The 21,304-nt window shown below is 40.5% G+C and carries 21 protein-coding genes and 3 tRNA genes; 19 read left to right on the top strand and 5 right to left on the bottom strand.

Annotated features, from left to right (window positions below; translation table 11 throughout):
- The first annotated feature begins 2 nt into the window (after nt 1–2).
- The 5 genes from ACXAFE_RS07650 to ACXAFE_RS07630 all read left to right on the top strand — a co-directional run bounded on the left by ACXAFE_RS07650 (nt 3) and on the right by ACXAFE_RS07630 (nt 3,112).
- Nucleotides 3–1,379: an SLC13 family permease gene (locus tag ACXAFE_RS07650; RefSeq protein ID WP_475150895.1), complete on the top strand. Its 1,377-nt coding sequence runs from the start codon at nt 3–5 to the stop codon at nt 1,377–1,379.
- Between the two features lie 93 nt (nt 1,380–1,472).
- Nucleotides 1,473–1,850, top strand: coding sequence for a hypothetical protein (locus ACXAFE_RS07645; RefSeq protein WP_010560000.1), 378 nt, complete (start codon nt 1,473–1,475; stop codon nt 1,848–1,850).
- A gap of 57 nt (nt 1,851–1,907) precedes the next feature.
- Nucleotides 1,908–1,998, top strand: a tRNA-Ser gene (locus ACXAFE_RS07640).
- Nucleotides 1,999–2,050: 52 nt separating this feature from the next.
- Nucleotides 2,051–2,425 (top strand): hypothetical protein, encoded by a 375-nt coding sequence (locus ACXAFE_RS07635; protein ID WP_475150888.1) that lies wholly within the window; start codon nt 2,051–2,053, stop codon nt 2,423–2,425.
- A 69-nt stretch (nt 2,426–2,494) separates the two neighbouring features.
- Entirely contained in the window at nt 2,495–3,112 is a 618-nt protein-coding gene (locus ACXAFE_RS07630; protein WP_010560002.1) for an FKBP-type peptidyl-prolyl cis-trans isomerase, read from the top strand.
- A gap of 71 nt (nt 3,113–3,183) precedes the next feature.
- On the opposite strand, the gene tusE is transcribed toward ACXAFE_RS07630, so the two are convergent.
- From tusE to ACXAFE_RS07605, 5 genes are read right to left on the bottom strand one after another with little or no spacing between them, the layout of a single operon-like run.
- On the bottom strand, nt 3,184–3,516 hold the full coding sequence (gene tusE / locus ACXAFE_RS07625; RefSeq protein WP_475150877.1) for a sulfurtransferase TusE: 333 nt from the start codon (nt 3,514–3,516) through the stop codon (nt 3,184–3,186).
- A 5-nt stretch (nt 3,517–3,521) separates the two neighbouring features.
- The gene (locus ACXAFE_RS07620; protein WP_475150871.1) at nt 3,522–3,779 is read right to left on the bottom strand and encodes a DsrH/TusB family sulfur relay protein; all 258 of its coding nucleotides are present in this window, start codon (nt 3,777–3,779) and stop codon (nt 3,522–3,524) included.
- On the bottom strand, nt 3,779–4,135 hold the full coding sequence (gene tusC / locus ACXAFE_RS07615; RefSeq protein ID WP_475150863.1) for a sulfurtransferase complex subunit TusC: 357 nt from the start codon (nt 4,133–4,135) through the stop codon (nt 3,779–3,781). Before tusC ends, ACXAFE_RS07620 begins: the two co-directional genes overlap by 1 nt.
- Complete coding sequence (gene tusD, locus ACXAFE_RS07610; protein ID WP_138632469.1) at nt 4,132–4,485, bottom strand: sulfurtransferase complex subunit TusD; 354 nt, start codon at nt 4,483–4,485, stop codon at nt 4,132–4,134. The genes tusC and tusD overlap by 4 nt, the downstream gene beginning before the upstream one ends.
- Nucleotides 4,486–4,542: 57 nt before the next feature.
- On the bottom strand, nt 4,543–5,208 hold the full coding sequence (locus ACXAFE_RS07605) for a Bax inhibitor-1/YccA family protein (RefSeq protein WP_475150853.1): 666 nt from the start codon (nt 5,206–5,208) through the stop codon (nt 4,543–4,545).
- A 244-nt stretch (nt 5,209–5,452) separates the two neighbouring features.
- Here ACXAFE_RS07605 and ACXAFE_RS07600 point away from each other — a divergent pair.
- From ACXAFE_RS07600 to ACXAFE_RS07535, 14 genes are all read left to right on the top strand, one after another.
- Nucleotides 5,453–5,543: transfer RNA gene (locus ACXAFE_RS07600), tRNA-Ser, on the top strand.
- A gap of 14 nt (nt 5,544–5,557) precedes the next feature.
- A tRNA-Ser gene (locus tag ACXAFE_RS07595) sits at nt 5,558–5,648 on the top strand.
- Nucleotides 5,649–5,735: 87 nt separating this feature from the next.
- Nucleotides 5,736–6,113, top strand: a complete 378-nt coding sequence (locus ACXAFE_RS07590; RefSeq protein WP_475150846.1) for a hypothetical protein — start codon at nt 5,736–5,738, stop codon at nt 6,111–6,113.
- Between the two features lie 141 nt (nt 6,114–6,254).
- Nucleotides 6,255–6,710, top strand: a complete 456-nt coding sequence (locus ACXAFE_RS07585; protein ID WP_010560009.1) for a GAF domain-containing protein — start codon at nt 6,255–6,257, stop codon at nt 6,708–6,710.
- A 1-nt stretch (nt 6,711) separates the two neighbouring features.
- A complete protein-coding gene (locus ACXAFE_RS07580) occupies nt 6,712–7,002 on the top strand; it encodes a hypothetical protein (RefSeq protein ID WP_010560010.1) in 291 nt (96 codons plus the stop codon).
- A 17-nt stretch (nt 7,003–7,019) separates the two neighbouring features.
- The gene (gene proQ, locus ACXAFE_RS07575; protein ID WP_010560011.1) at nt 7,020–7,670 is read left to right on the top strand and encodes an RNA chaperone ProQ; all 651 of its coding nucleotides are present in this window, start codon (nt 7,020–7,022) and stop codon (nt 7,668–7,670) included.
- 11 nt (nt 7,671–7,681) lie between these two features.
- Nucleotides 7,682–9,706 (top strand): carboxy terminal-processing peptidase, encoded by a 2,025-nt coding sequence (gene prc / locus ACXAFE_RS07570; protein ID WP_475150841.1) that lies wholly within the window; start codon nt 7,682–7,684, stop codon nt 9,704–9,706.
- A 137-nt stretch (nt 9,707–9,843) separates the two neighbouring features.
- The gene (gene nhaC, locus ACXAFE_RS07565) at nt 9,844–11,304 is read left to right on the top strand and encodes a Na+/H+ antiporter NhaC (RefSeq protein WP_475150838.1); all 1,461 of its coding nucleotides are present in this window, start codon (nt 9,844–9,846) and stop codon (nt 11,302–11,304) included.
- Between the two features lie 18 nt (nt 11,305–11,322).
- The gene (pepN, locus tag ACXAFE_RS07560) at nt 11,323–13,926 is read left to right on the top strand and encodes an aminopeptidase N (protein ID WP_475150836.1); all 2,604 of its coding nucleotides are present in this window, start codon (nt 11,323–11,325) and stop codon (nt 13,924–13,926) included.
- Nucleotides 13,916–14,143, top strand: a complete 228-nt coding sequence (locus ACXAFE_RS07555; protein WP_475150834.1) for a DUF2835 domain-containing protein — start codon at nt 13,916–13,918, stop codon at nt 14,141–14,143. Before pepN ends, ACXAFE_RS07555 begins: the two co-directional genes overlap by 11 nt.
- 277 nt (nt 14,144–14,420) lie before the next feature.
- Complete coding sequence (locus ACXAFE_RS07550; RefSeq protein WP_475150831.1) at nt 14,421–16,523, top strand: DUF1302 domain-containing protein; 2,103 nt, start codon at nt 14,421–14,423, stop codon at nt 16,521–16,523.
- 10 nt (nt 16,524–16,533) lie between these two features.
- Nucleotides 16,534–17,901, top strand: a complete 1,368-nt coding sequence (locus tag ACXAFE_RS07545; RefSeq protein ID WP_475150828.1) for a DUF1329 domain-containing protein — start codon at nt 16,534–16,536, stop codon at nt 17,899–17,901.
- A 47-nt stretch (nt 17,902–17,948) separates the two neighbouring features.
- Nucleotides 17,949–18,935: a WD40/YVTN/BNR-like repeat-containing protein gene (locus ACXAFE_RS07540; RefSeq protein ID WP_475150825.1), complete on the top strand. Its 987-nt coding sequence runs from the start codon at nt 17,949–17,951 to the stop codon at nt 18,933–18,935.
- 2 nt (nt 18,936–18,937) lie between these two features.
- Complete coding sequence (locus ACXAFE_RS07535) at nt 18,938–21,262, top strand: efflux RND transporter permease subunit (protein WP_475150819.1); 2,325 nt, start codon at nt 18,938–18,940, stop codon at nt 21,260–21,262.
- Nucleotides 21,263–21,304: the final 42 nt, after the last annotated feature.

Raw genomic sequence — 21,304 nt, 5'->3', positions numbered from 1 at the left:
ATATGAATAACAATAATAAACATATTTTGATTGGGGCTGTTTTGTGTCTGATTGCTTATTTAGCATCACGATATTTATGGCTGCAACCCGATACTATTTCCTTTACCTTAGCAATTACCGTTATTACCGCTTATTTTTGGGTGACTGAGGCACTGCCTATACCGCTTACGTCGGTCATACCAATTGGTTTGTTTCCATTTGTTGGCGTATTAACGCACCAGCAAGCAGCATCATCGCTAGGTTCACACGTTATTGTATTGTTGATGGGCGCGTTTATGTTAGCGGTGGGAATTGAAAAATCTGGCGTTCATCGACGCATTGCATTTGCCATATTGAAAGTCATTGGTGGCGACAGCGCACTTCGCATTATCTTTGCCATTATGGCGACGAGCAGCATTCTGTCTATGTGGATTTCAAACACCGCCACAGTCGTTGCGTTGCTCCCTGTGGTGCTCGCGATTTGCGCATCGACTGATGATAATCGATTTAAAATCGCCTTATTGCTAGGGCTGGCCTATTCGGCTTCGTTGGGTGGGGTAGGTACACTGATTGGTACGCCACCAAATGTGATTTTTGCGTCGGTTTATGAGGAGTTTGCTGGTGAGGAATACGGTTTTATTCGCTGGATGAAAGTATCCGTGCCGATTATTGTGATTTCAATTCCATTAATGGCGCTATGGCTTGCCCGCGGCATTCGTTTATCATCGGCTATTCATCTGCCTAAGTGCGATGGTTGGAGCATTGCAGAAAAACGCGTGTTAGTGATTTTTGCACTGGTTGCGCTACTTTGGGTATTTCGTAAAGAGCCGCTTGGCGGCTGGTCACAGATGCTTGATATTAATACAGTAGGTGATTCGTCGGTTGCCTTACTAGGCGTACTTGCAATGGCGATAACCAGTAATGGCAAAGGGGGGCGTATTCTTGAGTGGCAGGACGCGAAAGAAATCCCATGGGGCATGCTGCTATTATTTGCCGGTGGTATTTGTATCGCTAAAGCGTTTGTTTCAAGTGGATTAAGCGAGTTACTCGGGCAGTTTTTTGTGGCACTAGGTACGTTACCGGTACTGCTTAGTTTGTTTGCATTGGCGATAGGGGTCTCATTCTTAACCGAAATTACCTCTAATACCGCCACTGCGACGCTTATGATGCCAATTATCGCAAGTGCTGCTATTGCACTTAATTTACCAATTGAACTATTAATGATCCCTGTGGTGATTAGTTGCTCGTGTGCATTTTGTTTACCCGTTGCAACGGCACCTAATTCAATTGTTTTTGCCAGTGGCGAAGTGTCAATTAAAGATATGGCAAAACAAGGCGTTGCACTCAATATTTTAGTTGCGTCAATCGTTGCGTTAGTGAGTTTTTATTTCTTGACATAAAGCTAAAATGGGCTATTTAAAAACTGTTCGTTTTTTGTTAAGGTGATGTATTAACAACCAATTTAATCCATCAAAATAATAAAAGGCGCAGTTATGAATAACTTGTTTTTGCGCGAAAAAGAAAGTTGGTCAATATGGCTTATGTGGGGAGTCGTTTCAGCGATTGCTGTGTATATAACAGCAACGCAAACAAATGATTTTAGTCATATTGTCTTTATTAAGCTTGGCGTTTTTTCGCTACTGACTTGGTATATGACGTATTTGAAACGGTTTTCGTTTTGGCGTGCGATGAAAATTTCGCTTGTGGTGTTTTCGATTGCAATAACACCGGTATTATTTTTTAATTTTGAAGCGGTTAGCTTATTAAAAAATGCAGATATTGCGATAAAAGTGGGGCTTTTATCACTGGTAACGGTTATTTTTAGCTTAGTTTGTTCGTTAATTGCGCGTCAGCCAAAAGAATATTACTAAATATTAAATTTTTACTTTACAACGTGATACGAACTCATTAATATGCGCCCCAACAACGGAGAGATGGCTGAGTGGTTGAAAGCACCGGTCTTGAAAACCGGCATAGGTTAATAGCCTATCTAGGGTTCAAATCCCTATCTCTCCGCCACCTCATTCCCAAAACCGCCTTTAGGCGGTTTTTTTCGTTTTGGAGTTTGATTATGAATAATAAAGCGAAGTCGATTTTTCTGGTGTTAGTATTTGCGGTTATTTATGCAGTAGTGCTGCAACAAGGCATTTTATTGCTTACTGATTACCTGCAAGTGGGGGCGGACGCCCTGATTAGCGAGTGGCAAACAGCATTGGGCTTATTTGTATTTAACTTGCTTGTCGCACAAACCACACGTAAGTACTTTAAAACGCATCAGCGTTTGCTTTTCTCTTTAACAGTTGGATTTGCATCGGCACTTTTACCGACACTATTTGCTTATCAATTGGCGTTGATTTGGCCTTTGTTACTGGCGAATGTGGTGATTTCAATTTTGGCGTTGTTAGCACAAAGTAAGTTAGAGTTGTTACACAGTAAAAGTCAGTAATTGCGGTAACAAGTGGGTGTTATCTATGTTAGACTGACATTTTTATAACTTAAATAAAGTATAGAGATTATGTCAGATAAATTTAATTCAAATGCTGAAAAAGCAAGCTACGGTATCGGTCTACAAATGGGTGAGCAACTTAAGTCAAACCCATTTGAAGGTTTAAACTTAAACTCAGTATTTGAAGGCATGAAAGATGCTTACACGGGTGCTGACTTCCAAGTTGAGATCCCAGCTATTCAAGCAGCGTTTGAAGAAATTAATGCTGAAATCACAAAGCGTCGTGAAGAAGAAGCAAAAGTACTTGCAGCTGAAGGCGAATCTTTCCTTGCTGAAAACGCTAAGCGTGCTGAAGTAACGGTAACTGCATCAGGCCTACAGTATGAAGTACTAACAACAGGTGAAGGCGACAAGCCAACAGCTGAGTCAACAGTACGTACTCATTACCACGGTACATTAATCAATGGTGACGTGTTCGATAGCAGCTACGATCGCGGCCAGCCAGCTGAGTTTCCAGTAGGCGGTGTTATCAAAGGTTGGACTGAAGCATTACAGATGATGCCAGTTGGTTCAAAATGGCGTTTATACGTACCACACGACCTAGCTTATGGCGAGCGTGGTGCTGGTGCATCAATCGCACCTTTCTCAACACTTATCTTCGATGTTGAGTTATTAGATATCCTATAAGCATTTGCTTATTGCTAAAAAAGCCAGCGTTAATGTTGGCTTTTTTATTTGTGTAAATTTAACCAACTAGGTTAAATGCAGCGTCCTGGTTTTGGTAGCCCTGCAATTTTTGTAGCTTGTTTCGCTGGTCCCTTAGGGAACAATTTATATAAATACTTGCTGTTTCCTTTGTCTTCACCAAGTTTTTTTGCCATGGCTTTTACTAACATACGTATTGCTGGACTGGTATTAAATTCAAGATAAAAATCTCGCACAAAATGCACAACTTCCCAATGATTATCACTGAGCGAGATATTTTCCTGCTCAGCAATGATGGGGGCGAGCGCTTCGCTCCACTGGTTAAAATCCTTAAGGTAACCCTCTTTATCAGTGTCGATAGTTTTATCGTTTATGCAATAGCTCATGTTAATTACCAAGTAATATGTTGTTCGCTGTCAACAATGAGCTCTACCCACTGTTGATCAGAAATTGTGATGATCGTTTCGTTTGAGATAGCGCGTGCTTTCATATCCACATCAAGTGCGTATAGGGTGTTTTGACAAAAAGCATCAATATAGCAATTAACGCTGTAGCAGGCGTCGGATAACAGTAAAAGCTTATCATCGGGGTCAATAATAAGTTGATGCTGTTGATAATGCGATAAGGGCTTATTAAATATATGCAGCATTATATTGTTACCACCTGATGCTGTTGTTGAAGTAAAGCCTGTTTTTCTGAGATATCGAGCGTAATGATGTCGTACGCAAACTGAGTAATATCTAAGCCGCGTTGCTTAATTGAGTGTTCGCATACATAAATGTGTTCAATATCGTAAAGGCTCAGGGTACCAAAGGCTTTCAAGTAATTTTTAATCTCGAGTGACTCAATTGATTGGCCTTGAAGTAGGGCATAAAGTGCATCACCTTGTAAAAGCAAACTAACTTGCTGATCAATTGCGGCAAAAATGAGCGCCATATCAAGACTTTCTTTAAGGCTACTATCATTAAAAGGAGAGGCATTACATACGATTAGGTAGTTTTTCATTTAATCTGCACCCATTTATCAGCTTTGCTAGCATCCATCGCGAATTCGGCAAGACCTGCAACTTCAAAGGGTTCACAACGCGTGATATCGAGCCCACGTTTTTCGGCTGCTGTAACGCAAAGTGTCAGTTTAATACCTAAATCGGCAAGCGATTGCCAAATATCAGTTACTTGTAACTCATCTGACGGCAGTGAAAAATGATTACTGGCGTGAAACACCGCATCTTGATAGAGGAAAATCCCAGATACAGTGTGTCCTAGCGCGAGTGCGCTTTTAGTGAAACGTAACAAATGTTGCAAACTGTCGTGTGCGGTAACACTTGCATGATAACTAATAATAATATTGGCCAAAATTTACCCATAAAAAAGCCCCGAAGAACGGGGCTTATTTTATTAAACTTTTAGCGTTTAGTCATTATTTGCACCAAGGAGATGCAGGATAGACGTAAATAAGTTGTATACGTTTAAGTATAGGCTAACAGTTGCACGGATATAATTTGTTTCACCGCCGTTAATAATGCGGCTCGTGTCGAACAAAATTAAACCAGACATAATAAATACGATGGCCGCGTTCATCGCCATAAATACGATTGAACTACCCACGAATAGGTTTACTAGGCTTACTAGTACAACAACAATTAAACCTACGAATAAGAAACCGCCTAGGAAAGAGAAGTCTTTCTTAGTTGTCATTGCATAGGCTGATAAACCAAAAAATACTAATGCTGTAGAACCCAGAGCTTGCATAATAAGCATCGGGCCGTTTGGCATTGCTGCATAGTAATTTAACATTGGACCGAGTGCCGCACCCATAAGACCTGTAAAAACAAATACCCATGGTAAGCCAGATGCACTGTCTGCTTTCTTATTAACTATAAATAAGGTGATCAGACCGCCGATACTAAATACAAGACCCATTAAGTAAGGTAATTGCATTGCCATTGAAATGCCTGCTGTAACAGCACTAAATAACAATGTCATACCTAAAAGCATATAGGTGTTGCGTAGTACTTTATTTGTTTCAAGTACCGACTGCGCCGATTTTGGCGAAGAGTACGTGTGATTAAAGCTCATAAATAACTCCTTAAATTGAAACGCATTCCTGTTAGGTTTCAGAACTGCGAACAGCATATCAATTAACATGTTAGGTGGCAATTCTATTCCTTTATTAGAACAGTGAAGTAGGGCGTTTAGTTCAATTTAATTTTAAAATTTGATTGCATAATGTACGGGTTGCATGTTTATTGCGCGGTTGATAAATAAATTGAAAAAAAAGCTTCACAAGTGAAATAGAATCCCCTAATATTCGCCCCGCTGCGGAGAGATGGCTGAGTGGTTGAAAGCACCGGTCTTGAAAACCGGCATAGGTTAATAGCCTATCTAGGGTTCAAATCCCTATCTCTCCGCCACTTTCTTTTTATGCGGAGAGATGGCTGAGTGGTTGAAAGCACCGGTCTTGAAAACCGGCATAGGTTAATAGCCTATCTAGGGTTCAAATCCCTATCTCTCCGCCACTTACTCTTATCTATATACTTAAGTCTACTGTTAATTATTTATCTATTTGCCATGCTTATCGTGTGTTTAACGTATTTGGCGCGGTTATGGATAAAAAAATTGTACTTAAGGGTGTTGCCTACTCATTGTTTTCTCCCTTTCTGATTGGTTGTTTAATCGGTGTTTATTATGTTGCTGTATTAGATGGCGCAACAACTAAATTATTTTTGTCGATTGTATTAAGTGCGGTTGCAAATGCACATATAGTCGGGTTAACCATGGCGATATGTGTTGTACCTGTTTACATGTATTTGCAAAAGCGAAATAAATCAAATAACACCGCAATGATAACGGCAGCGATATTTGGTGGTGCGTTGTTTAGCTTTATGTTTAATGTCGCGTCAGGGCAAGTATTTGTTGTAAATACGTTAATGGCAACTCTTGCAGCAGGCATATTTATTTTTACATTAAAACAGCAAAAATAAATTTTAGAGTCGAATAATTAGTAAACAATTAAGTGAATATTTAGCGATATTCACTTTTTTTAGCTTAAAAAGGTTTCATTTGTTGTTATGAAAGAGTACCTTTAAGCTTTGTGAATATTGAATTGTTAACTTTTCTACGTAATGAATAAAGAAAGCTTATATCAAAGTCTGAACAACCAAGTAGTTGCTTTGATTGAAGACGAAACCAACCTGATAGCGAACCTTGCAAATGTAAGTGCTTTGTTAAATCTTTCACTTGAAGATATTAACTGGGTGGGGTTTTATTTACTGGAAAACGACACATTAGTTTTGGGACCGTTTCAAGGTAACCCAGCGTGTGTTCGGATCCCTGTTGGTAAAGGTGTATGTGGTACAGCATTTGCCGAAAAACAAACACAGCGCATTGACAATGTTCACGACTTTGAGGGGCACATTGCATGTGATGCCGCATCAAATTCAGAAATCGTTATTCCACTTATTAAAGACGGCAATTATATTGGCGTGCTTGATATTGATAGCCCAAGCCTAAGTCGTTTTGATAGTGATGATCAAACTGGCCTAGAGCGAATTATGGCGTCATTGGCAGAGCATCTTTAATATGAAGGATTGGCTTAGCGTACAAGATTATTTATTTGGTATAGATCAGGTAGGTGATTGGGAAGGGCAAGAAGAAACTGTAGCTGAAAACCTGAATGAATTGATTCATGTTGCATGGCAACAATTGCCTGACGAAACAGACGCAGATACGATTGACAAGATTATTGAAGGTATTTGGCAACATTTACGCGGTGATACTGCAATTTTGGAAGCCGAACACGAAGAATTAATCGATTGGGTGTTACATTACGTGACAAACCAATTGGAAAACAACTTAGACGAAGAGATTTAAAACTTAAGGTTAAACACATGGACTCTACTAACAAGCTAAAAGACATCAAAGAGGTATTAAACTACCTTTTCACAGAGTTTCCAGCCTGCTTCAAAGAGAAAGACGGCATCAAGCCGTTGAAGGTTGGTATCTTTAAAGATATTGCTGAGCGCATCGAAAACGATGAACGCGTAAGCAAAACACAGGTTCGCCAAGCGCTTCGTAAATATACGTCTAACTGGCGTTATTTAGAATCTGTTACAAAACACGAGTTCCGTATTGACCTTGATGGTAACGATGCAGAAAAAGTTGAGCAAGAGCATGTCGAGCATGCAAATAAAGCACTAGAAGAAAGCCGTGCTAAACTTGCTAAACGTAAAAAACCTGCACCGCGTAACGCTGGTGAAAAGAAATCTTACAAAAAGAAAGGCAATTTTGCTGATAAAAATGCTGCGAAAGGAACTAAATTTAGTTCTAGCAACACTAATAAAGACAAACCTGCGCGTCGTTCTAATAAAGTAGAAGCGCTACCTTCAGGTGATATTAAAGTGGATGCTGAGGTAAAAGTTAAACTTGGCCAAGCTTTAGTAAAAGGTACTATCACCGAAGTGAACAAGGAAGACATTCATGTAGTGCTTGTAACAGGCATGCAGGTGAAAACAAAAGCAGAGAGTCTATTTATCGTATAAGGAGACAGTGTATGAGTGAGAAGTTTAGGCTTATTCCACTGGCGGCAGCGCTATTTTCAGCAAATTTATTTGCTTCTGCCGATAATATTAGCATCGAAAACTTACCTGAGTTAAAACAGGAAATTCAGCATATTGCTGCAACCAAGCGAATAACCAATTTATTTACTCGCTCGCACTACAAACTTATTCGATTAGACGATGACTTATCGAGCCAAATCTACGACCGATTTATCGAGTCGATTGACAGTAACAAAAGCTTGTTCCTGCAATCAGATTTGGCTAAATTCGACCATTTCAAGTATGAAATTGATAATGCGTTAATTAAAGGCGATATGTCTTTTGCGTTTGAAATTTTTAACTTGAATATGCGTCGTCGTTTTGAACGCTTTGAATATTCACTTTCTTTACTTGATAAAGAAATGAAATTTGACGTTGAAGACAATTACTTTTTTGATCGCGAAGATGCAAAAATTCCAACCACAATGGCGGAATTGCATGAAATTTGGCGTCAACGCGTTAAATACGACGCGCTTCGCTTACAACTGACAGGCAAAGAATGGCCTGAAATCCAAGAAATTCTGAAAAAACGTTACCGTTACACGCTAAAACGTATTTCACAAACAAATAGCGAAGATGCTTACCAAATTGCAATGAACTCATTTGCAAGAAGCATCGAAGCGCACACTTCTTATCTATCACCACGCCGCGCTGAACAGTTTAAACAAGACATGCAGCTTGAACTAGAAGGTATCGGAGCAGTGTTAGGTGTTGATGAAGATTACACTGTGATCCGCTCACTTGTCCCAGGTGGCCCAGCATCTAAAACCGAAAAACTAAAATCTGATGACCGCATTATTGCTGTTGCACAAGGTCAAGAGAGTTTTGTTGATGTAATCGGTTGGCGCTTAGATGATGTCGTAGACCTAATCAAAGGGCCGAAGGGCACCAAAGTAAGGTTACAGTATCTAAAAGGTTCTGATTCGCACGGTACGCCGCATGAAGTGGAAATTATCCGTGATAAAATCCGCCTTGAAGATAAAGCAGCTAAATCAAGTGTATTTGAGCCTGTTTACTCAGAACTTGATACCAAAATCGGTGTCATTGAGATCCCAGGTTTTTATAACAACTTGTCTAAAGACGTTAAAAAAGAGCTCGCTAAATTACAAGAACAGAATGTAGACGGTATTGTTATCGACCTACGTGGTAATGGCGGTGGTTCGTTATACGAGGCGACACAATTATCTGGTTTGTTCTTCGACAAAGGCCCAGTGGTTCAAATACACAACATTAACGGCAAAGTTGAAAAACAAAAAGATCGCGACGGCGTTACCTATTACGACGGCCCGTTAACAGTATTAGTGGACCGTTACAGTGCATCAGCGTCTGAAATTTTTGCTGCGGCAATGCAAGACTATGGTCGCGCAGTTATTATTGGTGAACAAACCTTTGGTAAAGGTACAGTTCAACAGCATCGTAGCTTAACTAAAGCATTTGATTTATTTGAAAACCCCCTTGGCAGCGTGCAGTACACAATTGCTAAGTTCTACCGTATTAATGGCGGCAGTACGCAGCATAAAGGTGTGATCCCAGATATCACATACCCATCGCCAATTGATCCCGCTGAGTGGGGTGAAAGCCAAGAAGACAACGCATTACCTTGGGATCACATTCGTAAAGCGAATTATTCAAAACTTGACGATTTAACGTCAGCGATTACGTTTTTGACTGATAAACATAAAGAGCGTATTGCAGGCGAGCCTGAGTTTATCTATCTCAATGATGACATTGCCTTGTATCAAAAAGAGAAAGACCGTGCATCAGTGACGCTTGTTAAGGCGAAACGTGAGAAACAACGTGAAGAAGACAAGCAAAAATCACTCGCTCGAGCGAATGAAAGGTTAAAACGTCTAGGGCTTGATGCAATTGCATCACTAGACGATGCACCAGACGTACTTGATGAGATCGACCCGGGACTTGAAGAAGCGGTTCATATAACATCAGATTTTATTAAGTATGGCCGTTACGCAAAACATTAATTTATAACTAATGTAGTAAGCGCCGATTTTCACAAAGTCGGCGCTTTTTTATGTAAAACTAAAAATAATAAAACTCAACGCTTCGTGCTTATACAGAAGTCAGTTGATAAATAATGACAACAATTTGAGGTATCTTTGTGAAGCAAGTAAAACAAGCGACCTTTTTAGACGCGTTAATTCCAATTAGCGTTTTAGTGCTACTGCTTGGCACATCCGTTTATCTATACAGCGACGATTCGTCGTATGGTCCAAACCAAATAGCGTTACTATTTTCAGCCGCAATAGCAGTGATCATTGGTCTTAAAAATGGTTTTAAATGGGCCGAACTAGAAGAGGCGATGATTAAAGGCATCACCATTTCTCTTGGGGCGGTATTAATCCTACTAATGGTAGGGGCATTAATAGGCACTTGGTTATTGTCGGGCACGGTACCATCGCTAATTTATTTTGGCTTGCAGCTGATAAACCCGCATTGGTTCTACGCCGCAAGTTGCATATTGTGCGCTATTGTTGCCTTGAGTATTGGTAGCTCTTGGACGACAGCCGCAACAATCGGTGTTGCCTTGCTCGGCGTATCAACGGGTCTTGGCCTTGACCAAGTTGTTACTGCGGGTGCGGTTATATCGGGTGCTTACTTTGGTGATAAATTAAGCCCATTGTCGGAAACGACAAACCTAGCACCGGCTGTGGCTGGCAGCAATCTATTTGATCATATCCATCATATGCTTTGGACTACAGTGCCAAGCTTTGTTATCGCGCTGATTATTTTCTTAGTAATGGGTTTTAATGCTGAAGGCGTACCAAATGAAGGCCGCATAGAAGAAATTTCTAATATTTTACTGCAGAATTTCAATATTGGTATTGAGATGTTAGTGCCTTTAGTTGTGTTATTGACATTAGCAATTAAAAAAATGCCTGCTTTCCCAGCGGTTGCCATTGGTGCGCTGTTTGGTGCTGTTTGGGCCCTTATATTTCAACAAGACTTAATTGCAGGGCAGATTGAGTCGGGTGTATCGCACTTTGTTGGTACGTTTAAATTGGTATGGGCTGCGCTATTTGATGGTTTTAGCATTACAACTGGTGATGCCAAAATGGATAGCTTATTAAGTGGTGGCGGTATGTCGGGCATGCTCAATACAACTTGGTTAATTATTTGTGCGTTAATGTTTGGCGCGGTAATGGAAAAAGTGGGCCTACTAAAAGTCTTCGTTTCCAACATTTTGAAAATCGCAAAAAGTACCGGCTCATTGATTGCGTCTACCATTGCTACCTGTATTGGCACTAACCTAATAGCGGCAGATCAATATATGGCAATCGTAATGCCTGGACGCATGTATAAAGAAGAATATGAAAAACGCGGACTTGCCAACGTTAACTTGTCACGAACATTAGAAGACGGCGGTACTATAACAAGTCCTCTTATCCCATGGAATACCTGTGGTGCGTATATGCAAAGCGTACTACTCATTAACCCGCTTGATTATGCGATGTATGCATTCTTTAATTTAATTAATCCATTATTGGCAATTATTTACGCCTACTTAGGCATTAAAATCTTAAAAATTACGCCAAAGCATTTACAGACAAGCGATGAATAATTTTGTGGAGCAAACGTTATGACAACACAAGAAAAATCAACTAACCAAGCTAAGTTCAGAACTGATTATAAAGCACCGGATTACACGGTTTCGTCACTGTATTTAGAATTTGACTTAAAAGCGACGCAAACCCGTGTATTGCAAAAAGCGCAGTATCGGCGTGTCGGCGAGAATAATGAGTTATGGCTTGATGGCGTCAATCAAACATTATTGTGCATTAACGTAAATGGCTTACCGTTTAGCGATTATGAAATGTCAGAGCTGGGTTTGACGCTTAAAAACTTGCCAGCAGAGTTTGAACTACATATCGAAACTGAAATTGATCCACAAAACAATACGTCACTTGAAGGGTTATATTTATCCGATGGTGCTTACTGTACACAATGTGAAGCGGAAGGATTTCGCAAGATAACTTATTTTCAAGACCGCCCCGACGTATTAACCAAATATACAGTAAAGGTCATTGCAGATAAGGCGTTTACCCATTTATTGTCAAATGGTAACAAAATTGAGTCTGGCGAATTACCCGATGGCCGTCACTTTAATACGTGGCAAGATCCTTACAACAAACCGAGCTATTTATTTGCATTAGTGGCAGGTGATTTTGATGTATTACATGATAATTTTAAAACGCGCTCTGGCCGTGATGTAAAACTCGAGCTATTTGTTGATAAAGGTAATCTTGATAAAGCTGGTCACGCAATGGCATCGCTTAAGCGCGCAATGAAATGGGATGAAGAGCGTTTTAACCTTGAATACGATCTTGATATATACATGATTGTTGCGGTTGATTTCTTCAATATGGGCGCAATGGAAAACAAAGGGTTAAATGTATTTAACTCAAAATGTGTATTGGCAAACCAAGCTACCGCGACCGACCGAGATTATCACACCATTGAAAGCATTGTGGGTCATGAATATTTTCACAATTGGACAGGTAACAGAGTAACGTGTCAGGATTGGTTCCAATTATCGTTAAAAGAAGGTTTAACGGTATTTCGCGATCAAGAATTTAGCTCAGACATTGGTTCACGTGCGTTAAACAGAATTGATGCAGTAAAAGTGATGCGTGGAGTGCAGTTTAGCGAAGATGCAGGTCCGATGGCGCACCCGATCCGCCCTGAAAAAGTTATTGAAATGAATAACTTTTATACCGTTACTGTATATGACAAAGGTTCAGAAGTGATCCGTATGATGCATACAATTTTGGGAGAAGAAAATTTCCAAAAAGGCATGCAATTGTATATTGAACGCCATGATGGTACAGCGGCGACATGCGATGACTTTGTAAAAAGTATGCAAGATGCATCTAACATTGATCTTTCGCTTTTCTCGAAATGGTATAGTCAGTCAGGCACACCAGAGCTTGTGGTGGAGCGAGAATTTAATGATGCTGACAATACACTAACGCTGACTGTGTCGCAGTTTACACAAGCCACACAAGATCAAAGCGAAAAATCGCCATTGCATATTCCAATCGCACTAGAACTTATTTCACCTGAAGGTAAATCACAACCCTTAGTTATTGACGGTAATAAGATTGAACGCGTTATCAACCTAACAGACGCACACCAGCAATTTAGATTCGAAAATATTGCAAAAGACACTGCGGTCGTCTTTTTAGAAGATTTCTCAGCGCCATGTAAAGTAAAGTTTGAACAATCTCTTTCTGAACTTATCACGATTGTTAAATACGCACGCAGCGATTTTTCAAAGTGGGATGCGATGCAGCGTATAATGGTTGACGCGCTAAAAGCAGGCATCGATAACGGCACGCAACTTAATGAAGAAATAGTGGCGTTGTTTCGCTATTTACTTACCTCAAACGTTAAGGACCTCGCGTTATTAAGCGAGCTTTTAACATTGCCGAGTTTTGATACGGTTGCAAGTGATTATCACCCAATCCCTGTTGATGCCATTACTGAACAATTGCATGCGGTAAAATCATTTTTAGCGAGTACATTGTTAAGTGATATTGCGGCGCATTACCAAACACTTAGCGAAAATGGTGATTTAGATGCAACTAGTATTGCAACGCGTGCACTAAAAGGTCGCTTACTAGATTATCTTGCAGCGGCAGATTGGCAGGATGTAGATAAAGAGCTTGAGACGCAGTTTACCAGCGATAACATGACAAACAGCTTAAATGCGCTGTCAGCAGCATGTGAAAATAAAAGAACCAGCCACGAAGGCTTGCTCGAGCGCTTCAAAGATAAGTGGCGTCACGATGTATTGGTATTGGATAAATGGCTTGCACTGAAAGGTCGATTAAAAGGTGACAATACAACAAATGTGATCCGCGCCATGTTTGAAAGTGGTGAAGTTGATATTACTAACCCAAATCGCGTACGTGCATTGCTAATGAGTTATTGTATGTTTAACCCGCAATCATTCCATGCGCTAAATGGTGAAGGGTATCGTTTGCTGACGGATTTACTGATTAAACTCGATAAAATTAATCCACAAAACGCAGCTCGTTTAATTACGCCGCTGTTAAGCTTTAAGCGTCATACCGATGAACGTCAAATGCACGTTAAAGCACAATTACAACGTCTCGCTGATTTACCAGACCTAAGCCCTGATTTGTTTGAAAAAGTGAGTAACGCGTTAAATGGAGCGTAACACCTACTACTTTTCAATTAATTTAAACTATCAAGAGTGTATGGCCTACTATAAAGGCCATTACACCAGCATTCAGGTATTAAGTGATTGTGGTAAAACAATTCGCTTCGCCGCAGAAAAATTACGACCTTTTATGTCATCAATTGGCATAAAAGGGCGTTTTCGTATCCATTTAACCACCGAAAACAAATTTATTTCAATAGAAAAAACCAATTAAAATCAATTGATTATGTGTTATTTTGCCGGTGGAATTTGAACTTTTTCAAGTTCTTTTCATTAAGCACTTTTCATTTCGATTGTTTAACTGGTAAGATGTCTTACCTATGTGATTAGAAAGTAGAATATCAAATAACAAGAGCGAATATGTAATCGAATTCATTGATTACGCTATATCTCATGTTTTACTTGTAATTTTATGAATTGCTTTCTATCGTTACAAGCATACTAAAAACAATAACTTGATAACAAAACAGCCCGCCATAGGGGGAATATATATGATAAAAAGTCCTCTTTTTGTCAAAAATAAACTGGCTTTAGGTGTTACAGCCGCGTGTATGGCACTTGCAAGCCAAAGTGCTTCAGCTGCATCATTTGAAGTTGGTGGTTTTGAAGTACAATTTGACTCTACTTTTTCTTACGGTACTAGCTACCGTGTAGAAGACCGTGATTTCGATACTCACATTGGTAAATCTAATCACCCAAATTTCGATTGGACTCTAAACGGTGGTTATCACCCAGCACTTAACCCAATCTACACATCAGATCAAATCTGGGCTGAGCCAGGTATTTACTCAAATAATGGTGATGCCGGTAACCTTAACTTTGATAGCGGTGAAGCATTTTCACAGTTATTAAAAGGCACCCATGAATTAGAAATACGTAAAGACAACTTTGGTTTCTTTACACGTTTTATGTATTTCTATGATTTTGCTCTTAATGATAAAGACTTAGCATACAAAAACCCGACGTCAGGACAGGGCGTTGACCCATGTGCAAATAAAGAGTCGGAAGAGCTTGTATGTAAAGATCTTCGTTTACTCGATGCATTTGTGTATGCAGACTTTGATTTGAATGATGGCTACAACCCATTGTCAGTTCGTTTAGGTCAGCAAGTAATTAACTGGGGTGAAAGTGCCTTAATTTCACATGGTATTAATATCAACCCAGTCGACGTGGATCGTTTAAAAGCGCCAGGTGCGGAAGTTAAAGAAGCCTTTATTCCTGTAGGCATGTTGTGGGCTTCACTCGGTATTACAGAAAATGTTTCTGCGGAAATGTTTTATCAATATCAGTGGCACGAAACACGTCTACCTGTCGCTGGAACCTATTTCTCTACTAATGACTTTGCGGCGGTAAACGGTAATGCTAACAATGTTCAGCTTGGTTTTACATCAAACCCAGACATTGATTTAGCGTACTTAACTAACTCACTAAACAGCATGTATGGTCAGTGGGGCCAAGTTGTTGCCGCACAAGGTATGGATCCATCAAGCGCTGAAGCGCAATCACTGCTTGCTAGCATGTATTTAGCGCACCCAACTAAAGTTGCGATTAAAGCAAATGGCGACAAAGCACTTAAAAAACCAAAAGATTCAGGCCAGTATGGTTTGAAATTAGGTTGGTTTGTACCTGAGCTTAATGAAACTGAGTTTGGATTTTATTACGTAAACTACCATGAGCGTAGACCGTTAATTTCAGGTAAGGCGTCAGACTTTACTGCTGCTGGAATTGGCCACGACTTAGCGTATATCGCTACAAACACCATTAATGCAGACAACATCACTAATTTAAAAGGCTTTACCGAAGCACAGCTTGAATATCCAGAAGATATTCAAATGTATGCACTTAGCTGGAATACAGCCATTGGTGAAACAGCGTTTGCTGGTGAATTCACTTACAGAAAAGACGAGCCATTACAAATTGATGACGTTGAATTGCTATATGCCGGTATGGCCGAGCAGCTGGCAAATCCTGGTGTGCCAGATGCAGTGCGTCAGGACATGTTTGCAGGTATCTCACAAGTAGAAACGGTGTCACCAAGTGAAGTTGCACAAGGTTATATTCTACGTGATTCTGCGCAGCTTCAATTTAGTTTTTCACACTTATTTGGCCCATCTTTAGGTGCTGATAGTTGGGCGGTATTAGGTGAAGTAGGTGGTGTACACGTTCTTGATATGCCTGAGTATGATGAACTTCGTTTAAATGCACCAGGCACCGGTCGTAGTGGTATTATGCAAGGTCCAGCTGATGATTACACGGCGCTTCATTTGCTTTTATCGAACGGTCCTGAAACCAATCAATTTGCATCAGCTACCTCTTGGGGCTATCGCCTAGTAGCTAAAGGCGAATACAATAATTTATTCGCTGGTGTGAACTTCTCACCACGTGTTGTGTTTGCACACGATGTGAATGGTACAACACCTGATCCAATGTTCTTATTTGTTGAAGATCGCATGTCTGCGTCTGTAAACCTTAACTTTAACTACCAAAACCAGTGGTCATTCGACTTTGGTTACAATAGTTTCTGGGGTGGCGGTAAAGCCAATGGCTTAGCAGACCGCGATTATGTTTCATTTAATATTAAGTATTCTATTTAAGGGTAACAATATGATTAAAAAACCTACCCTAGTGGCTCTAGCATTGTGTAGCGTATTTAGCGCTTCACAAGCTTTAGCTAAAATTTCACCAGAACAAGTTGCCCGCTTAGGTCAAGATTTAACACCACTTGGTGCTGAAAAAGCGGGTAATGCAGATGGCTCAATTCCATCATGGGAAGGTGGTATTACAAAAGCACCTGACAACTACAAAGTTGGTGACCATCACCCTGATCCATTTGCTGACGATAAGGTATTGTTCACTATCGATAAGTCGAACGTTGAACAGTACAAAGAGATGCTTTCTCCAGGTCAGGTAGCGATGTTTGATGCCTATCCTGATAGCTTCAAAATGAACATTTACCAAACGCGTCGTAGTGCGTCATACCCACAGTTCATCTATGATGCAACGAAAAAGTATGCAACAACGGCAGAGCTTGTTGAAGAAGGTAATGGTATTAAAAATACTGCAATTGGTATTCCGTTCCCAATTCCAGAAACAGGGCTAGAAGCAATTTGGAACCATATTTTACGTTACCGTGGTCTTTCGATTAAACGTTATGGTGGTCAAGCGGCTCCAACGGCAGGCGGTTCATACAACATTGTTGGCTTTGATGAAAAACTACTGGTTAAGTATTCAGAGCAAGACGCAACGCCTGAGTCTCTGCAAAAGTCGAATATCCTGTTTAAGTTTAAGCAAAAAGTAACTGAACCTGCGCGTTTAGCAGGTACGGCACTACTTGTTCACGAAACAATGGACCAAGTATTAACACCACGTCAGGCGTGGACTTATAACACAGGTCAACGCCGCGTTCGTCGCGCACCAAATGTTGCATATGATGCACCGGGAACAGCGTCGGATAGTTTACGTACAACTGATGACTTCGATATGTTTAACGGCTCACCAAACCGTTACGACTGGAAGTTATTAGGCAAAAAAGAAATGTACATTCCATATAACAGCTATAAGCTACATAGCAATGAGCTGAAATATGATGACATTTTGAAGCCTGGTCACATTAACCCTGAACACGTACGTTATGAAAAACACCGTGTTTGGGTGGTAGAAGCGAATCTTAAAGAAGGTACGCGTCATATTTATAAGAAGCGTGTATTCTTTATTGACGAAGACAGCTGGCAAATTCATGTTGCAGATCTTTATGATAACCGCGACCAGTTATACCGTGTAGCAATGGCGCATGGTGTGAACTACTACGAAGTACCTACTCATTGGAGTACTTTGGATGTTTATCACGATCTTAACTCACGTCGTTACTTAGCAATTGGCTTAGATAACGAAGAGAAGATGTATGACTTCCAAGAAATGTTCAAAGACACCGAGTTTACTTCAAACGCATTACGTCGCTCTGGTCGACGCTAAATAATAATACGGCCCGCGAGGGCCGTTTTTCTCACAACGCTACCTATATGAAAAAATATCTATTTTTAATCGGCTCTCTATTGACGACTAGCGCAATTGCGCAAGTAACACCACAGGCGGCAATTCCAGCTAAACTTGCGGCTAAAAACCTCTTAACCGATATTACCCGTGTCGGCAGCCAAACTTTGGCAGTTGGTAAGTGGGGAAACATTGTTTATAGCAATGACAACCAAGAGTGGCTACAAGCAAACTCTCCAGTACAAAGCTTGCTAACGGGTGTTTATTTTATAAATGCAAATGTTGGTTGGGCGGTAGGCCACGACGCAACGATTTTGCATACTACAGACGGCGGAAAAAATTGGACAATTCAGCAGTTTTTACCTGAATTAGATAAGCCGTTACTTGATATTCTGTTTTTTGATGCCAATCACGGCTTAGCAATAGGCGCGTATGGCTTAAGTTATCGCACAACCGATGGCGGTAAAACATGGCAAAAGGAATTTTATGATTCGCTGTTGTATGAAGAAGATCGTGCGTATCTGAATGACTTAAAAGAATCCGATCCAGAAGGGTACAAAATAGAAACCCAAGCGATTCTGCCGCATTTTAATAAAATATTTTTAGATGGCGAAACACTGTGGCTAGTGGGTGAGCTAGGTTTAATGGCAACCAGTAGCGATATGGGCAAAACATGGCAACGTCTAGATGAAATCTATGCTGGTTCATTTTTCTCATTCAATAAATTAGACAATCAATACCTAGTCGGTGGCTTACGCGGTACTGCGTTTTCTAGTACTGATGGTGTTGAGTGGACACAATTAGAAACTGACACCACAGCATCTATAAATAATATTGAAATTGTCGGTAATAAAGCGGTGCTTTTGGCAAATAGTGGTGTGTGGTTTACCTACAGTGATAACCAGTTAGTTAAATTTGTGACAAAAGACGGCAAATCACTTTTGGCGGGTGCGAAGAATAATAATGAATTAATCGTCGCATCAGAAGCGGGAATACATAAACTTAGCGTGCAGTAATTATGAATTCATTATTAACAAAAATAGAAACAAGTCTTTTTAGACACCGCTTAGCAGTATTGTTTATCTTTATTGCGGCCACTGTATTTTTAGGTTTCCAAGCTACTCAAATTAAACTTGATGCGTCGTTTAATAAGAATATTCCGTTAAACCACGAGTACATGAAAACCTACCTTAAGCACGAAAAGCAATTTGGCGGTGCGAATGGTATTTTAATTTCAGTGTGTGATACGCGTGGTGACATTTTTAATGAAGAGTTTTTTACCCAGCTTAAAAATGTGCACGACCAGTTATTCTTTATTCCGGGTGTGAATCGACCGCTTGTAAGTTCGATATTTGCACCGAGCGCGCGCTTTGTTGAAGTAGTTGAAGACGGCTTTGCCGGTGGACCAATTATTCCTGCAGATTTCAAAGCCGACGCGCGCGGTCTTGCAACCGTTAAATCAAACATTGAGAAAGCAAAAGTTGTTGGCCGTATGGTAGCGAACGATTATTCGTGCGCTATGGTAACGGCTCAGTTGATGGAAACGGATCCAAAGACGCAAGAAAAACTGGATACCTTAGTATTTGCTGAAAAGCTTGAATCGGAGATTCGCAACAAATTTACTACCGATAATGTATCTATTCATATTATCGGGTTCGCTAAAATGGCAGGTGATGTTGCCGATGGCGCTAAAGATGTAGTGTTGTTTTTCTTAATTGCAATTTTAATTACAACTGTAATGGTATGGCTTTTCTGTAAGAGTATGAAGCTAACCGTGTTACCAATTGTGTGCTCACTTATCGCCGTAATTTGGCAACTTGGCTTATTAAATTTAGTTGGCTTTGGTCTTGATCCAATGTCAATTTTGGTACCTTTTTTGGTATTTGCCATCGGCGTAAGTCATGGTGTGCAGATGATCAACAGTATTGGTCAGAAAGTTGCGAAGGGCTTGTCTAACAAGGTTGCGGCGCAATCTAGTTTTGCTGCATTGCTTGTGCCTGGTGGTATTGCATTACTGTCTGATACCGTTGGTTTTATCACATTATTATCAATCGATATTGGTATTATTCGTGAGCTTGCGATAACTGCGAGCTTGGGTGTAGCGGTAATTATCTTTACCAACCTCGTATTACTGCCAGTGATTGCATCTTACCTTGACTACACCAAAATGAAGCGTGTTGATGATGGTAATGGCGAAACGCACGACGCATTTGCAGGTATTCGTGAAATGCTTGTTAAAGCCACTGAGCCAAAAGCGAGTAAGGCTATTTTATTTATTGCTGCTGCGCTGTTTGTATTTGGTTTTATCAAATCAAACGAAATGCAAATTGGTGACTTACATGCAGGAGCGCCGTCGCTTCATGAAGATGCCCGTTATAACAAAGACACGTTCCTTATCACCGACAAATATTCGATCTCGGTTGATATTTTAAAAGTGATTGTTGAGGCAGAGCCAGAAGCGTGTACTTTCCACGACACAATGGAGCGAATCGATCGTTTCCAGTGGAAGTTACAAAACGTTGACGGCGTGCAATCGGCTGTATCTCTTAGCAGTATCGCACAGCAGGTTAACGCTGGTTATAACGAAGGTAATTTAAAATGGCAAACCCTGCCGCGCAATACGGCGTCGCTTGTACAAGCCTCTAGCCGCGTAGAAACAAGCTCAGGTTTATTAAATAGTGATTGCTCTGTGATGCCAATTGTTGCCTTTATTGAAGACCATAAAGCTAAAACGATTAATCACGTTGTTGATGCGGTTAAGCAATTCGCCGAAGAAGAGGGCACAGACACACTTAAATTTAAGTTAGCGTCGGGTCCTGTTGGTGTTATGGCGGCAACTAACGAATCAGTAAGCGAAGCGCAATTGCCAATGATGATTTACGTTTATGGTGCGGTAATTTTACTTTGCTTAATCAGTTTCCGTTCATTACGTGCCACCATTGCTGTCGTGTTACCGCTTTATGTGGTGTCAACGCTTGCACAAGCACTAATGGTATCGCTAGAAATTGGTTTAACAGTGAGTACCTTACCTGTAATTGCCCTTGGGGTTGGTATTGGTGTTGACTATGGTATTTACATTCTGTCGTCAATGAGTGGGTTATTGCGCCAAGGCGTACCGTTGACAGAAGCATATCGCCGTGCGTTGATTGAGCGTGGTAGTGCGGTACTGTTTACCGGTATTACCTTAGCTGTTGGTGTAAGCACTTGGGTATTTTCTGCACTTAAGTTCCAAATGGACATGGGAATTTTGCTAACCTTTATGTTTTTGGTCAACATGTTAGGTGCTGTACTCCTCCTACCAGCGCTAGGTACACTACTGTGGCGCAAAAAAACTTCTGAATAAATGTGTACTGAAATGGCCAGAAATGGCCATTTCTATCTATAT

The sequence above is a fragment of the Pseudoalteromonas sp. ABV4_021 genome (assembly GCF_056159365.1).
This window is presented reverse-complemented; position numbering and strand designations above follow the sequence as displayed.